This is a genomic window from Candidatus Nanohalobium constans, assembly GCF_009617975.1.
GTDB classification, from domain to species: domain Archaea; phylum Nanohalarchaeota; class Nanosalinia; order Nanosalinales; family Nanosalinaceae; genus Nanohalobium; species Nanohalobium constans.
Genome location: NZ_CP040089.1, coordinates 277,563 through 292,902, shown reverse-complemented (window position 1 = coordinate 292,902; position 15,340 = coordinate 277,563). Strand labels below are relative to the sequence as shown.

The window sequence follows — 15,340 nt, the reverse complement described above, 5'->3', positions numbered from 1 at the left end:
CTACACCCCCATAGGTCTTAGGACCAGCATGAATACTATGAACGCTATTGGCATCATTATGATTGCGTGTTTTACTCCTGCTGAAGGGCTTCCCTCGCTTATCTGTCCTGATACTGCTGCGGTACACATTCCTTGAACCATGAGCATGGTGAAAAGCAGCGATTTGTAGTATGCCATCTTTCCGTAAGCGTACTTGGTGGCGTAGCTGCTACCAAGATCTGTGATATTAGTGGGTATGAATCCGAATATCTTGGCTGTTGAGCAGAAAGGTCTGGCGGCTAGAATATCTTTTCCGCAGAAGTTTGTCGGTCCTGCCGACCCTCCGTCACCACCCAAGACTTCTCCTATTCCCTGAAGTGCCCCAGCTTCCTGACTTCCAAGTCCGAGAAGCTGTGAAAGCATGACATAGATTCCTATTGTAATCCCTATAAACAGGAAGTAGATAATATACATTATGAAGAGCTGTTGCTTAAGCTGGGATCTCTTGCTCTGTAGTACTTCTTTTAGGTCGGAAGCATTTTCTGCTACGGACTCGATTGTGTCTGTGATGTTTCCTCCGCTCTGAAAGCTCTGGATAATGATGGAGAGAGATTCCTGGATTACAGGGCTTGCTTTCATTCTTTTTGAGAATCTTTCCATTACTTCTGGGAAAGGTATTCCCCATGTGAGGTCTGTATGTACTTTTTCGACCTCGGAGTTCAGTCTTCCGTAGTCGGTGTCCTTAGCTGATTCGAAGGCTTTCAGTATCGTCATACCTCCCCTCTTTGATTCTGCTAGGTCGTTCAGGAATGATGGGAACTGGTTCTCCATTTCTCTGACCGCCCGGTTTTTCAGGAAGCTTAGGACGCCGTACGGAAGGAGACCAGCTATCATTCCAAGTATTAGTAGGGCTCCTCCAACCCTTACAGAGCCTAGGAAGTATATCATCATCCCTGTGATCGTTATTCCTCCGCCTATGCCTAGGGATCCGTAGATTACCTTCTGCTCTATCGAGTAGCCTGGTTCGTACTCGTCGTCTGTGAAGAAGTCCATTATCTTATACCTCCTGGTGACATGCCATCAACCAGTATTATGAACATTGCCGAAATCATAGGGATTCCAAAGAATACTGCTACAACCTGTATATTAACCAAGAGACTGGGCGATATACTGGAGGAGAAAGAGCTTATTACAGCCGTCATGGAAGTGAAAATAATCGAACCTACGATTATAACAGTTATATACATTTCAACAAGCAATGAAAGCTGCTCCGAGAATTCCTCAACTCTTCTACGGTAGTCTTCCATCAAGCGCTCAGATCTCTGTTGTAAAAACTGCTTCAAAGATCCTCCAGTAGTTATAACATGGTTTATTCCCCATACAAGCTCTTTGAAATCCTCGCTCGGTGTTCTGTTTGCTGCTCTCTCCATTGCTTCACCTGCATCCATTCCAAATGTTTCTATGTCTCTTGAAATTTTCTCCGCCTCTTTGGATACTTCACCGTATTCATCTACTTCTGCCAGGTTCTTGAAGATCTCAGGAAGTGAAGTTCCTGTACCTGCCAAGGTTGAAAGATACATTGTGGCGAAAGGTAAGGTATCCCTGATTTTAGATGCTCTGCTCTTCATCATTATACCCGGATAGAGATAAAACGCTGCAGCAGAAAAAGAGCCCAGTATCATTGTTAAAACAAACGCAAACACCAGTCCGGGTAGTCCCATGGACAAGGTAAAAATTAATCCAAAGAACAGGAGGGAGCCTACCGCAACCGCGGCTGATGTGAAAAACATCATGCTTACATACTCTGGCAAGGTTATCTCTATGTTAGCCTTGGATAACTGTCTTCTTAAGCCTTCAAAGTTGTCTATATACTTTAAGGCTATGCTACCTACTGCTTCGTAGCAGAAATCAGAGTAATCTTCAAGCATCCTTGACTTCTAATTCGTCATCTTGAGAATTAAATGTTTGCCCAACATCCTCCATCACTGATTTAGGATCACTGTAATATCTCGAGATGATATCTCCAACCTCACGGTAATGCTTGATCTGCTCCTCCTGCATGTAGTTCAAAACATGCTGCTTGTTCCTAAGATCTCTTTTAATCTTCGAATAATCGATACCAGACTGATCAGCAATATCCTTAAGCAGGACAGACTTGTTCTCAGTCCTGTACTGATCATTCTGCGGATCCCAGCCAAACACCTTGTTAGAATCAATACCTCTCCTCTTATCGTAACCAAGAACCTCATAAAGCCCGGTGATACGACGGATATAACTTCCATCCCTTCTAATCCTCTTAATAAGCATTATACAGTCCAGAGTCTCAATAAGGCTTCCGGAAAGATTAATAGGATCTGTTGTGAGGCGATCCATAAGCATCTCAAGGCTGTCAGCGTGGATAGTTGAGAGCCCTGTGTGACCTGTAGCCATCTGCTGGAACAGGATATAGGCTTCCTCACCACGAACCTCACCAACAATAATGTATTCTGGACGCTGACGCAGAGACTCCTTCAATAGATTGTCCATAGATACTTCCCCACCAGACTCAGCACTGCTTCCGAAACCTGAACGGGCAACCTCCGGCACCCAGTGATCATGAGGAAGACGCAGCTCCGGTGTATCCTCAATCGAGACAATCTTCTTCTCAGGACGGATAAAAAGCGAAAGAGCATTCAACTGAGAGGTCTTTCCTGCTCCTGTTGTTCCACATACAAGCGTAGATTTTCCATGTTCTACCAAAGTCCAAAGATAAGACAGCATCTGAGCGTTCTCCGTCTCATAGTCCATCATGTGGATCGGAGTCAATGGATCTTCTGTGAAACGTCTTATAGTAAAGTTTGAACCTTTTCTAGCAATATCTGTTGCGAGCGTTGCCTGTACACGAGAACCGTCGGGTAACGAACCGTCGAGAAGCGGGCTTGAGACGGATATGCTTCTACCACACCTCTGTGCCAGTTTCATAACGAAGCTGTCCAGTTCGTCTTGGCTGTGCCATTCGATATTTGTTTTAACTGATCCGTACTGCGGGTTTCTGTGGTATGCGTATACAGGAATGTCTACTCCGTCGCAGGAGATATCTTCAACCTCTGTATCGTTCATCAATGGTTGAAGTTTTCCTAGTCCAGCAAAGTCTCTTTTAGTGTAGTACCTGACAACTTCTCTCTGCTCATCTGTAAGTGATATATCGTATTTGTCTACTATCATGTCTATTTTCTCTGTCAGGTATTCGTCGGCTTCACCGCCCTCTAACTGGTTGAAGTCGATGTCAAATGATCTCTCCATTATGTCGGTTATGTGTTCAATCTTTTGATCCAGTTCCGGTGTTCTTTCAGGTTCGACGACTTCGTAGACGAGCTCTCCTTCTCTTTCATTCCAGTGGATATGTGCCCAGGCATACACCATCTCACCTTCATCAGGGTCAGCAGGCACCAATGGATAAGTGATATCGACATCGGTTAAATCTTCATCGTCCGTTGTCTCTTCAACATACTCCTCCTTGAACTCTCCAGGCGATGGGAGTTCGATTCCTTCACCCTCATCAACATCGCTCTCCTCTTCCTTCTTCTCAAATGCCTCAGGATGCTTAACCTTCCTGAGATTTCCAATTATATTTAACAAGTTAGCATTAGGCATTTTCAGGACGACCTCAGTTTAATATTGTTTCCTCTCTTGAAAATAGTTGCCTCTCCACCTCGAATACTTCCCGACAAATCATAATCCTTAAACCCTGTCAGCGGCGTAGAGTAAGTTTCTCCTCCCGACTCAACCAGTATTCTATCGCCTTCCAGTCTTAAAACATACTGATTTCCTGCCAATCTTTCAGGAAACTTTTCATCATAGTAAAAACTGCTGTTAGGCGAGGTTCCTGTCTGGGAAACCGTGTTTAAACCCGTTTTTAGATCTGATGAAATTATTTCTGCTTGATCAGGCTCAACTGAGTCTAGGGCGCCCGCCCTGTAGTTATTGAACAGAGCTATTATTCCTATGGCTGCTACAAGCCCAAGGCCAAATGTAAAGACGGTTTCAACAGCAAGGTTCTGTCCTTTAATTGTGAATCACCTCAGATCGACCTCCACTACAGTTCTTCTCCTTACCAGTTCATCGCCGCTTGACAAGGTGAAGCTGTCGTCACCTGAGTCCACTTCTTCGCCTTTATTCGTTAATTCAACCGTTACATCGCCAGATGCCTCATCAGCTCCCGAAACCTGTAAATCCACCAGTCTTAACTCGGAGCCAGAAACAGTATCAGTCCTGAGGTTTCTGAACTCAACCCTGTACCTGATAAGAGAGTTACCTCCTTTCCGTGCCTTCACTGCGAGAACACCTGAGGAATCCTCACCTCTTAACGCGTATTTACCTGCGCCGAAGGAAAGACCCTGTCGGCTGCTACCTTCAAGAAGACTCCAAGACCCTTTAGGATAATTTGAGGAGTCTGAGAAAGTTATGATATCAATATAGTTTTCTTCCGAGTTCACCTCAACCCGTCCATTATTTAAAGAGAAATCAACTTCACTGCTGCTCTGACTTCCTTCATTAGAGACAGATCTAATCGTTTCCAAGAGCTGCTCGGAGCTTGACTCCACTGATTGAAGCTCGGACTGACTTTGCCTCTTCTCAATCAGGGGAACACCCCATACATAAGCCGAAGCAATTCCTCCTACAATGACGCCAGTGATTAGAACAGCAGTTACAGCCTGTGTTTGACCCTTCATGTAAAACCAATTCAAATATCTGAGAATATAAAACAAGAGGGAAAAAAGAAAGAAGAGAAAAGATGGGGGCTCGAGCAACCTACCTATCTAACAGGTCTGACTGCTAGATGTGGAAGGCGAACACTCGTAAGTCCAAGACTTGTCTCCACCTTTGACATTGACAACAACTGAAATACTCTCAGTTGCACCAGGGAACTTGACATTGGTGTCACAGGTAACTGTCTCTCCTGTCGTCACCAGATGATCTTCTTCAGCAATAGCCTCTTCATTGAAACATTCTATCTGAGGCGTTGAGGATGCTCCAGATGGGAAATCACTGCTTGCTACATCAAGCGAGTTGAAGCTTCCTGTTTCTACCTGCTGGAAAAGCACACCTGACTCTCCATCTTCTGGGATGAAAGTCATTTCAAGCATCTCTGTCTGGTTGATCTCTACTGAGTCCTGCTTGTTTGTCCATGTCAACTGCATGGAGTCATTGTTGTCTGAGTTCTCACTGATTGAGACTAGAGAGACTTCGGTGTTTTTAGCGTCTGTGCTGAACTGCGTGTCTCCCTGGTCTGCTATGTTTTGGAACTGTGTGTATACTACTCCTACTGCGCCTACGGTGACGAGTAGTAGTAGCACGATCGCGATTACGGGCGTTATACCCTTGCTCTGTTTAAACATAATATACCTCTTACGTATTATTTGTATAAACCTGATTTAAATAGGTTCTAGCTAAGTGCTTCAGCTCTCACAGGCACCGTTTTCGTTGAAGCAGATATAGGTTGTTGATGTTTCATAAGGACCTGCAAACTCGACTTCAACACTCTCTCCTTCAACCGGGAATTTTTCAGTAGTGTTAAGCGTCAATGTAGCGGACGGATCGAGTATCACCGTGCTCTGAGACTCGTATGGGCTTCCTGATACAAAGCTCCAGTCTTCCGGCACCCCCTCAAGATACATGTTTAGCGAAGTACCGCCATCCTCTACGATTTCTATGGATGAAGAGCCTGTATTCCTCAGGTCAACAAGCAGATAATCACTTTGATTATAGCCGTAATCTACACTGATCTTCGTAGACTCTTCCCTATCCTCCTGCCCAATCCAGTCCTCAACATTACCCTGGATATCAGTTAAAGTTCCTTGAAGAACTATGGCAGCAGAGGAAACAGAAGCAATAGCTATACCAACAAGTAATACAGTAGCCACAACAGGTGAAACGCCTTTACTCTTCATTTTTTCCTGTCTTGTTAAATCTTTCTCTCAGCCTATCCATTCGATCTGAATTATCGGAACCAAGATCTAAATCATTGCCTTGCTGACGTGAACGGTTTTTACCTATAGAATCACGACCCTGATCGCCCATTGACTGCTGAGGACTTGACTGACCGCCATCCATGCCCTGAGACTGTGACCGAGATTGTCTCTGAGACTGAGATTGCGGCTGAGGCTGCGAACTAGACTGAACCTGTTGACCTCCAACATTCTGATCACGAGACCGGGAAACCAAGCCATCCTTGTTCTGAGAAGCATAACTCTTCCTCAAACTATCATTAATATCGTTTAAATGCTCGACTACTTCCTGATTCGATTGCTTCATATCCTGAGCAACATCATCCATCTTAGATCCAATAGCCTCAGCGATACGACCTTCCATATCACCAACCATCTCACCTTCCATATCCATCTCAGAAGCCTCGGTCAAGAGATCCATGAAATTATTCATATTATCAACGACCTCATCCATCTTATGAGTCAGGTCTTCAACCGAGTTTTTGAGCTCGTGAGTTGACTCAGTCATGTCATTGACGATTTTCTGATTCGACTTCATGATATCCAAAACATCACGAACCAGTTCATCATCAGCACCACCGGAACCACCGCCTTGCTGATTCTGCTCCTGCAGCTCATCAACTCTTCTCTCAAGTTTCCTCAAAGGGCCAACCGGAACAACCTCATAATCATCACCGGCACCCTGCTTACCACCAAGCTCAACCTCATCATCAGACATAATTTTCTCAAAACCTCGTTATACCCAAAAATTCCCGCTCCCGGTATAAATAAGGCATGGTCAATCCAACCAGATTATTATAACTTAAGAACTTAAAGAGCAGCCCTAAAATCAGTTACTATGTCTTGGAAACAACTCTTTTCTGGCACCAGCCATGAAGCATTTAGAGCTCTGGAAGCCGATGGAACAATAAAAGCCAGAACCAAAGATGCAGAAGCACAAACACGCTACTTATGGTTCAGCGGAGATTTTTCAGATGCAGCAGAATATGCAGGAACAAATCCAAGAGGAGTAACTGGCGAAACTAAAATCGTACTAGACATCTCAGTCCCAGAAGACGAAATAGAAGACACATGGGCAGAAAAGACAGGATATAGTGATACAACCCTCACCAGAGACTTTCAACACCCTGAATATTTCAGAGCCGATTCTTATTCCGCCAGTTGGGTGGAAGGATACTGGAAGATAGATGAATTACCTATGGGAATACCCAGAAAAGAAGACTTCCAATATGTAACTTTAGAAAAATAGCAGGAAAGAAAGAAGGAATTACATCATTCCTCCCATGCCACCTGGCATTCCACCACCTGGTCCACCTGGAGGGCCTCCTGCAGGCGGGCCGCCGGCTCCGTCATCGTCGCCCATTCCAGAGGCGCTGATGACATCGTCGATTCTGAGGATCATCTCTGCGGCTTCACTAGCTGATGAGACTGCCTGTGTCTTTGTCTGCTGTGGCTCGACAACCCCTTCATCGAATAGTTTCTCGGATTTGCCTGAGGTGACATTGATACCACTCCAGGTTTCTCCGTCGTCGTGCTTATTTCTGAGGTCGACTAGTGTGTCGATTGGGTCAAATCCTGCATTTTCTGCCAGAGTTCTTGGGATGATTTCCAGTGCATCTGCAAAGGCGTTGATCGCCAGCTGTTCTCGTCCTCCTACGCTGTCTGCGTAGTCACGGAGTTCTTGTGCTAGTTCTACTTCTGTGGCTCCTCCACCTCCGACTACTCTGCCGTTTCTCAGTGCTGAGGAGACTCCGCCGATTGCGTCCTCCATTGCTCTTTCTATTTCGTCTACTACGTGTTCTGTTCCTCCTCTGATGAGGATGGAGACTGATTTGGCTTCTGGGCAGTCTTGTACGAAGGTCATGGAGTCGCCGCCTACTTTTCTCTGTTCGACTGTTCCTGCGTTTCCTAGGTCGCTGCTTTCTATTTCGTTGATGCTTGTTACGATGTTTGCATCAGTGGCTTTGGCTAGTTTGTCCATATCGCCGCTGCTTACTCTTCTTACTGCGTAGATTCCTTTCTTAGCAAGGAAGTGTTGTGCCATGTCGTCGATGCCTTTCTGGCAGAGGACTACATTTGCTCCTGCTTGGTCAATGGATTCTACCATTTCCTTGAGTTGTTCTTCTTCCTGTTCGACGAAGTTCTTCATCTGTCCTGGGTCGGAGATGTTGATTTCTGCATCTGTCTCTGTTTCTCTTACTTCGATCGGTGAGTCGAGTAGTGCAATTTTTGCTTCGTCTACTTTTTCCGGCATTCCGCCGTGAACTTTCTCTTTGTTCAGGATTACGCCGTTTACTAGTTCTGTGTCTTCTACGGATGCTCCTTCGTTTTTCTCTAGTTTGATCATGTCTCTGTCGACGACGAACTTGTTTTCTCTTTCTTCTGCTACGCCTTTGACTGCTTGAACTGCGATGTCGGCCAGGTAGTCTCTTGCTGTTTCTGCACTTTTTCCTGTCATTGCTGTCATTGCTACTCTCTGTAGTACTTCGTCGTCTGAGAGGTCTACTTCTTCTGCGATGTCGTCTAGTACTTCGTTGCTTTTTTCTCGTGCTAGTCTGTATCCTTTGGTGATGACAGTTGGGTGGATCTCCTGATCGAGAAGATCTTCGGATTGTTTCAAAAGTTCTCCTGCTAGAACTACTGCTGTTGTGGTTCCGTCGCCTACTTCTTCTTCCTGTGTTTCTGCGACCTCAACCATCATTTTAGCTGCTGGATGATCGAGATCCATTTCATCTAGTATTGTTACACCGTCATTTGTGACTACGAGGTCTCCTACGCTGTTTACCATCATCTTGTCCATTCCTTTCGGTCCAAGAGTGGTTCTTACTGCTTTTGCCACGCTTTTGCATGCGTTGATATTGTTTTCTTGTGCGTCTTCGCCAGTTTGCCGTTCCGCGTCTTCAGACATTATGAAGACCGGTTGTCCACCTAGTCCTGCCATAGAATTATTTTTCACCTGTTTTTGTTGATGTATGTAAAAATATTAAAAACCATTTGGAGCTTTGTGGTTTTTTGAGATAGTTACCTGAGTTTCTGTGTTAAGAAAAAGGGAAAAAGAGGAAGTGTGTTTTTTTGTTCAGGCTTTGATTATGTCTGTGGTTGCCAAACAGGTTCTGTGGCAGTAGCCTTCTATGGCTTCAACATGACTTTCGCCAGAATGAACACGACTTCCGCAGATTACGCAAAGCCCTAGCCGAGCATCGTTCAAAGATATACTCCCCTCCTACTTCAGTATTGCTGAGGTCCACGGTATAAAGAAATGTGTGGAGGAAAGCATGTTCATAACATCGGTACTACCTTTGAGTCACTGATGTCCGTAATAGAAAACATTCTCCTCATCACACCTGACAAATCCAAAACGCTCAAACTGGTACAGCTCATCCACTTTATAGTTAGATGGCTCAATTCTACCTTCAATAACACTTCCATCAGGCATGTAGACCTCCGATGTATCAGCGTTTTCTGGAGCCCAGTGAATGATATCGCCATCCTTTTCTAGAGCGACTTTATGGTCTCCTTCAACAAACTCTCCTTTACCATCTTCTACTCGGATATTGCACAGTCCTTTCAAACGGATAAACCCGTCTTCTAGGTCATCTTCTTCAACTAAAACAGTGATCTTTCCGTTCTCTCTTTCGAGCTCGAAGGTTCTCTCTCCCATCTCCTCTTCCGGATGCCTTGGAATACCCACTTCAACATCTTCCGGAATTCCTTCAACTTCTAATTCGACAGGATCTCGAACCAGGAACCTTCTCTCAGTACTGGCATCAATTACTCGCGTATTTTCCTTCTCCAAGCTCTCTACTGAGGCCTCAACATCGTTCTCAGTTACTCCCATATCCACAAAGAAGTTCCTAATCGCTTCAGGCTGGAAACCTCTCCGTCTGAGAGCTCGAAGGGTTGGTGCTCTTGGATCATCCCAGCCATCAAGCCCTCCATTCTCTACCATCTCTCCTAGCTTGGATCCGCTGACAGGTGCATCAAAGCCGGAGATCTGAACCTGACCCCAGTGATTGACTCTAGGATACTCCCAACCAAAGTATTCATAGATGAACTTCTGTCTTTCTGCAGAGGCTCGAAGCTCCTTACCCCGAAAAATATGGGTTGTTCCCATCTCATGATCTTCAATCGCACCCTGGAAGTCAAGCATCGGCCAGACACGATACTCATCGCCTGTAACCGGGTGATCTGCGTCTTCAATTATCCTAAATGCCACAAAATCTCTGATAGCAGGATTTTTATGCTGCATATCAGTTTTAATCTTGAGAACAGCATCACCTTCACCTAGACCGCCATTACGCATTTCTTCCCAGAGATCCATGTTTTCCTCAGCGCTCTGATCTCTGTGAGGACATGATTCTCCTTCTTTCCTGTATTTCTGGCCTTCTTCCTGGCTGCACTGACAAACATAGGCCTTCCCCATTTCGATTAATTCTTCAGCGTATTCGATGTATGTGTCGAAGTTTTCCGAGCATTTCCTGACCTCGTCAATCTCATAGCCGAGCCATTCAAAGTCTTCTTGCTGCATCTGGTACGCGTCGTATTCTTCTGTTTTTAGCGGTCTCTTGGTCTGTGGATCTGTATCGTCGAACCTGAGGATCAGTTTTCCATCGTATTTCTCCTTTAGTTCGCCATTGATAACCATTCCACGGGCGTGACCGATATGGGGTGGTGCATTAGGGTTCGGTGCGAACCTGAGAACTACCTCTCCGTCTTCTGCGCCTTCTAGATCTGGTACTGGGTCGTGTTCCTCTTCTTCCTGTTCCTTGAATTCGTAGCTTTCCAGTTCGTCTTCCTGTTCTTCTAGTGATAGCTCGTTGACTTCTTGGCAGACCTGCTGTGCTTTTTGCTGTACTTCGCCTTTGTTTTCGAATTCTTCTTCTGCGAATATTTTTCCGATTACTGCGCCAGGGTTGCATTCTCCGCCGTGTTCTACAGCATTTCTAAGTGCGTATTTTCGAGCTACCTCTTCGATTTCCATACTCTGAACTGCGGAGAAAAACTGTTTAAATTAAATGGAACAGAGACTAACCTTAGAATATGATTCTGCCAATCCCTCTGCCGATAGGTTTCAAGGAAGCAGTTTTACTGTCTCTAGCATTCTACACGATCTATTTCATAAAGAGAAGAAAAGTCTAATTCGACTTCAAAGTCCACTTCTTCTCGGCATCAGAGTTGTTGATGACCCTTAAATCGCCGTTTTCCAGTCTTAAGCGAGTTTTTCTCAGACCGACATCTTCGATAACTCCTTCATTTCCATCGACTTCTACTCTGTCTCCTGAGTTAAAGTCCGGGTCTTGAGCAAGGTATGCTCCTGCTACTGTGTCAGATATCACATTTTTCAGGGCGAAAGCTACTCCTAGTGCTACAAAACCTGAGGCTGTTCCCATGGAGGTCGCGATACCTGAGAAACCTAAGATGCTAAGCGAGATTAGAATCGCCCAGAACCACATGAAAAACTTGCAGGCATCAGCTATTAGTTCAACTACTACAGGCTCGGAGTACTTGCGGCTGGCAATACTTCTGAGGATGTCTGAGGCAAATCTGATGCCTAAAGCTGCGAAACCCAAGAATAAAGCCGTTTTGGTTAGTTTGATTCCTAAATCAAATACTAGAAACCTTATTGCTTGATCTAGGACCATGATTTATTTCCTTTTCTCGAAGCGTTTTATGAGTTTGGTTATCCTGTGCTAAAACCCTTTCTTCTGCCTATTCTAAATTTCTGTCGGAGTGCAAGAACCAGAAATAATTCAATATGGATAAAGTATTTGTTCACAGTTCTAGGTTTACCAGATCTAAGTTTCTGTCACCGCTAAAACACCTCAGTAACCTGGATTTTCTTCTCTGCACTTCCTAACTGCTTCCATGGTTGCTCTGCTATCCGCCTCTACGGTAGCTGAAATTGCGAGTATGAAGAATGATATGATGAGTGGCCAGCGGAATCCTGCGAGAATCATGAGTGTAAAAGCTATAAATACGAATGCGAGGGCAAAATATCTGTTTGAATGAGAGCTTTCGGAAGTGAATGCCGGTGAAAAACCTAAGCCGATCAAGAAGCCGAGGAAGTTTCTTGCCAGAGAAGACTCAACATAGAAGATAGCGACTACCGACAAAGTACCGATCACAAAGCCCACGTTGAACGGAGTAAACGATATTTCTCTTCCCAAGATTTCCATTATACCTTACCCATATTGAGATATCGGGGATCAGAAATTTAAACGCGGTTACCGAATGGAAACTTATGAGAAATAATAGTTTTATCTTGGTTTTAGGTCTTTTAACGCTTGTAGTTGTTTCCAGCGGTTGTATCGATGCAGAGGCTTCTTTGAGTATGGAGGAAGTTGGCGGAACTGATTTGGGAGAGAAGGCCTCCGTGGATATTGTCAATATGCACATTGATTTTGAGAGAGTTATCCAGGAGGGTACTTCTCTGACAACTGAGAACCCTCCAAGAGACGTACTGGAAAACGGTATTCCTGTACTCTACAACGGAAGCCTTTACTCTTTGAACAGAACCGAAGCAGGAAAGAAGGAAGGAATACTGGTGAAGTATAAGGCAGAAAAGGTCGGAAAATCTCAGGGCGATGAAGTTAATCTTATTACAGACGAGGCAGATATGGTCGATATGATACTTGATCAGGCTGGCACTGGAAGCAACATAAGCATAATGACCTACAATCAGTTCTACAGCCCTGAAGATAAAAATGAATCAGTTCTCATAGATAGGAACGATACTACTTTTTCACGAGAAAATACAACAGTTAGAGTAACCAAGGAGTTGGAGGAAAACTCTTCTGAAAAGCTCTACAATTATACAAGTAAGAAAGTGGCTTCAAATCTTTCGGAATACTCCTCTCAGTTAAGAGAAAAATACCTGTTTGAATTAGATGCCTCAAACCTGTCTGAAGAATTTATACAGAAGGCTATAGAAGAGACTTACTACGGTGATGAGACTGAGGAGTTAAACAGGGTGTTAGAGGCCTTGAAAGAAGGCCAGCCGGTTGAAGAAGATGGCTACAGCAGGACATGGATTGTTGATTACAGAGGCAATACTTTCTGGGTAGAAGCCAGAGCACCATCTCTAGAGCAACAAAGTGAAAATGATGCACAGAAAGGTGAGTGATATGGAATTGAGAAATATTTTGAAGGAAAGAAACATTGAATTGTGGGGTATCTTTGGTCTTGTACTGGTCACAGTCATAAATCAGGCGGCTCAGACACCTATCATATACCTCTTCACAACTATTACTCTACTAGCCACAGTTGTCGCTTCAAAGAAGTTCAAGAGCCAGTTTGGAGTCAGGCTAGCGTTCAAGAGAAGTGAGGGCTGGAACTTGTGGTCCGGAGCTTTCGCAGGAATCCTCGCTTTCGTGATGAGCCTGTACATACAGACGGTCGAAAAAGGGTTTCCAAAAGCCTTGGCAGAGATAGTAGCAATAACGGTATTCGTAACATTGATGAGCACGCTTTTCTACGGCTCGATACTTCAGGATATCCAGAACGGAGAAATTGAGGTAGAAACTGAATAATTTCAGAATAAATAAGAAAAAAGGAAGAGATTGTTTCACTCTTTGTGATTGAAGTCTGCGTCTACTCTTACCTGCATGCTTCCGTTAGCTGCTGAGCCGAAGTAAGAATAGCTCTCTAATCTTTTCGCGTCCCTGTCGATGACTGCGTAGGTCTTTGACTGATTGAATTGAGAGACCTCTTCTCCATCCTCCATCGATGACCCCTCATCCTCGTTCACTGCATGATTCTTGAAGATGTTCTCATAGTTCTGTGCTAGATCAGCGTTGTCTGCTTCGATCTCTAAGGCGATTCCGGACTGATTTTCTCCCGTAGCTCCCAGTACTTCTACATCGCTGTATCCGATCTGTTTGAAAGCTTCGATTGAAACACCAAGTTCTTCATCACTGATTGCATCAACTGTCTCTGAACTCTGGTTTCCCTCAGAATTTACAGTGATTGTAGAGCTGTTTCCACTGGTCTTAATTGTTTTTTGAGCCCAATCAGACTTATTCTCTCCATCAATTGCTCCTAAACCAATCCTGGTAACTGAAGTGGTTTCAGACATGTTTTGCTGGAAAACTCCTTCAGAAGTCAGGTTTAATCTGAATGAAGTCACTGGCGTGTTGAAAAGTAACTGCGTCTTTGAACTCATATCGTAATCTTCCGACGTGCTGGAGAATGTCTCGTTAAGTAATGACTCTCCCGAAATATTTGTGTCAATAGATGTATATTCGCCGTTAAAATCCTGGTCTAGATTTGCTGAACTGTTTGAAATACATCCTGAAGCAACGATTGTTAATGCTATCAGGGTTAAAAGGCTTAAGTTTTGTTTGTCGTATTTCATGGCTAACATTACCTGGTTGATGTTCCTTGTTTTATAAAATAAATAACAGGAATAATTCTAGATTGGAGCAGTTGACTGATTTTTTATATTAAATATACAAAGCCTAAATCATGAGCCACATAGATGGTAAATATTTGTTGCCGGTCGCGTCTCTACTTGAAATCGCAGGGATACTTACCTTGATTACGAACGAAGGAATGTTGATTCCCAAGGTAGACCTTGGTTTCAGTGTCCCAGCTCTGGTTCCTGCAGATGTCCAGGGAATGCTGCTGCTTATTGCAGGAGGCTTGACGATGCTGTTTGCAGTAAAGAACATGAAGGAGTGACCGACTATGAAAAATAAATTAAAGAACGTATTTGTTCCCAATATGCTGCGTGGTCACGCAGTTCTTCTTTCATCTTTTATCACTGGCAACATCTACTTTTTGATCGCTGTCTCAGGTTTCTCCGCAGCTCTAGGTCTCGTAGCTGGAATAATTACAGCCCCGATAGGAGTTTTAGCAGGCGCTGCCACATTGTATGTGATCAGAAAAGCTTCAAACATGGAGCTCAGTATCCTGGAAAAGGAGGCAAAACGCCACGACATTGAACTAAATATGATTCCATCGATTGAGGGTGGCGATTTGCTGGAGACAAGCAAGGAACTGTACCTAGATACTAAGTCCTGGAAAGCACTCTTGATCTCACTGGCAAAATTCCCTGTAGGAATGGCGTCCCTAATTCTAATCACGACCTATATCTCACTCAGCACAGCACTCGTACTCTCACCACTGCTGTACAGGACCATCGACTTCCAAGTCTACGGAACCACATTGACAACACCACCAGAACTTACAGCAGCAGTTATCGCAGGACTGACAATCTACATAGTAGGAGTCAACATTACAGAGAAAGCCTCAAAGCTCTACCTGAAACTGAACTCCATGATCTAATATCGTAGAAAAAGTAATCCAGCTCCGATCAAAATAGCGACTAAAGAGAAAAAACCGTTCCTTTACCTTCCTCACCAAAAACCCCTTGA

Annotated in this window: 19 protein-coding genes; 5 read left to right on the top strand and 14 right to left on the bottom strand. The window is 44.3% G+C overall.

Annotated elements, in window-relative coordinates:
- The 8 genes from LC1Nh_RS01775 to LC1Nh_RS01740 form a co-directional block, all read right to left on the bottom strand.
- The gene (locus LC1Nh_RS01775) at positions 1–1,032 is read right to left on the bottom strand and encodes a type II secretion system F family protein (RefSeq protein WP_153549991.1); all 1,032 of its coding nucleotides are present in this window, start codon (positions 1,030–1,032) and stop codon (positions 1–3) included.
- A complete protein-coding gene (locus LC1Nh_RS01770; RefSeq protein ID WP_153549990.1) occupies positions 1,032–1,907 on the bottom strand; it encodes a type II secretion system F family protein in 876 nt (291 codons plus the stop codon). Before LC1Nh_RS01770 ends, LC1Nh_RS01775 begins: the two co-directional genes overlap by 1 nt.
- The gene (locus LC1Nh_RS01765; protein WP_153549989.1) at positions 1,900–3,612 is read right to left on the bottom strand and encodes a type II/IV secretion system ATPase subunit; all 1,713 of its coding nucleotides are present in this window, start codon (positions 3,610–3,612) and stop codon (positions 1,900–1,902) included. Before LC1Nh_RS01765 ends, LC1Nh_RS01770 begins: the two co-directional genes overlap by 8 nt.
- 2 nt (positions 3,613–3,614) lie before the next feature.
- Positions 3,615–3,794, bottom strand: a complete 180-nt coding sequence (locus LC1Nh_RS01760) for a hypothetical protein (RefSeq protein WP_153549988.1) — start codon at positions 3,792–3,794, stop codon at positions 3,615–3,617.
- Between the two features lie 240 nt (positions 3,795–4,034).
- On the bottom strand, positions 4,035–4,691 hold the full coding sequence (locus LC1Nh_RS01755; protein ID WP_153549987.1) for a hypothetical protein: 657 nt from the start codon (positions 4,689–4,691) through the stop codon (positions 4,035–4,037).
- A gap of 87 nt (positions 4,692–4,778) precedes the next feature.
- Positions 4,779–5,357, bottom strand: a complete 579-nt coding sequence (locus LC1Nh_RS01750; RefSeq protein WP_153549986.1) for a hypothetical protein — start codon at positions 5,355–5,357, stop codon at positions 4,779–4,781.
- Between the two features lie 60 nt (positions 5,358–5,417).
- Positions 5,418–5,882, bottom strand: coding sequence for a hypothetical protein (locus LC1Nh_RS01745; RefSeq protein ID WP_217907068.1), 465 nt, complete (start codon positions 5,880–5,882; stop codon positions 5,418–5,420).
- A gap of 16 nt (positions 5,883–5,898) precedes the next feature.
- Positions 5,899–6,684 carry a hypothetical protein gene (locus LC1Nh_RS01740; RefSeq protein WP_153549984.1) on the bottom strand — a complete coding sequence of 262 codons (786 nt, stop codon included), beginning with the start codon at positions 6,682–6,684 and terminating at the stop codon, positions 5,899–5,901.
- A gap of 120 nt (positions 6,685–6,804) precedes the next feature.
- On the opposite strand from LC1Nh_RS01740, the gene LC1Nh_RS01735 reads away from it, so the two are divergent.
- Positions 6,805–7,215: a hypothetical protein gene (locus LC1Nh_RS01735; RefSeq protein ID WP_153549983.1), complete on the top strand. Its 411-nt coding sequence runs from the start codon at positions 6,805–6,807 to the stop codon at positions 7,213–7,215.
- Between the two features lie 18 nt (positions 7,216–7,233).
- Here LC1Nh_RS01735 and thsA read toward each other — a convergent pair whose 3' ends face one another.
- From thsA to LC1Nh_RS01715, 5 genes are all read right to left on the bottom strand, one after another.
- Positions 7,234–8,907, bottom strand: a complete 1,674-nt coding sequence (thsA, locus tag LC1Nh_RS01730; protein WP_153549982.1) for a thermosome subunit alpha — start codon at positions 8,905–8,907, stop codon at positions 7,234–7,236.
- Positions 8,908–9,042: 135 nt separating this feature from the next.
- On the bottom strand, positions 9,043–9,174 hold the full coding sequence (locus LC1Nh_RS06150) for a hypothetical protein (RefSeq protein ID WP_256727646.1): 132 nt from the start codon (positions 9,172–9,174) through the stop codon (positions 9,043–9,045).
- A 96-nt stretch (positions 9,175–9,270) separates the two neighbouring features.
- Positions 9,271–10,947, bottom strand: a complete 1,677-nt coding sequence (locus LC1Nh_RS01725; protein WP_256727645.1) for a glutamate--tRNA ligase — start codon at positions 10,945–10,947, stop codon at positions 9,271–9,273.
- Positions 10,948–11,101: 154 nt separating this feature from the next.
- Positions 11,102–11,608, bottom strand: a complete 507-nt coding sequence (locus LC1Nh_RS01720) for a mechanosensitive ion channel family protein (protein WP_153549981.1) — start codon at positions 11,606–11,608, stop codon at positions 11,102–11,104.
- 180 nt (positions 11,609–11,788) lie between these two features.
- A complete protein-coding gene (locus LC1Nh_RS01715) occupies positions 11,789–12,142 on the bottom strand; it encodes a hypothetical protein (RefSeq protein WP_153549980.1) in 354 nt (117 codons plus the stop codon).
- Between the two features lie 65 nt (positions 12,143–12,207).
- Between LC1Nh_RS01715 and LC1Nh_RS01710 the strand changes: the two genes are divergently transcribed.
- The gene (locus LC1Nh_RS01710; RefSeq protein WP_153549979.1) at positions 12,208–13,089 is read left to right on the top strand and encodes a hypothetical protein; all 882 of its coding nucleotides are present in this window, start codon (positions 12,208–12,210) and stop codon (positions 13,087–13,089) included.
- A 1-nt stretch (position 13,090) separates the two neighbouring features.
- The gene (locus tag LC1Nh_RS01705; RefSeq protein ID WP_153549978.1) at positions 13,091–13,495 is read left to right on the top strand and encodes a hypothetical protein; all 405 of its coding nucleotides are present in this window, start codon (positions 13,091–13,093) and stop codon (positions 13,493–13,495) included.
- A 35-nt stretch (positions 13,496–13,530) separates the two neighbouring features.
- Here LC1Nh_RS01705 and LC1Nh_RS01700 read toward each other — a convergent pair whose 3' ends face one another.
- Positions 13,531–14,319, bottom strand: coding sequence for a hypothetical protein (locus LC1Nh_RS01700; RefSeq protein WP_153549977.1), 789 nt, complete (start codon positions 14,317–14,319; stop codon positions 13,531–13,533).
- Positions 14,320–14,429: 110 nt separating this feature from the next.
- Here LC1Nh_RS01700 and LC1Nh_RS01695 point away from each other — a divergent pair, with 110 nt between their 5' ends.
- Positions 14,430–14,645 carry a hypothetical protein gene (locus tag LC1Nh_RS01695; protein WP_153549976.1) on the top strand — a complete coding sequence of 72 codons (216 nt, stop codon included), beginning with the start codon at positions 14,430–14,432 and terminating at the stop codon, positions 14,643–14,645.
- Positions 14,646–14,651: 6 nt separating this feature from the next.
- The gene (locus LC1Nh_RS01690) at positions 14,652–15,251 is read left to right on the top strand and encodes a sensor domain-containing protein (protein ID WP_153549975.1); all 600 of its coding nucleotides are present in this window, start codon (positions 14,652–14,654) and stop codon (positions 15,249–15,251) included.
- The last annotated feature ends 89 nt before the right edge of the window (positions 15,252–15,340 follow it).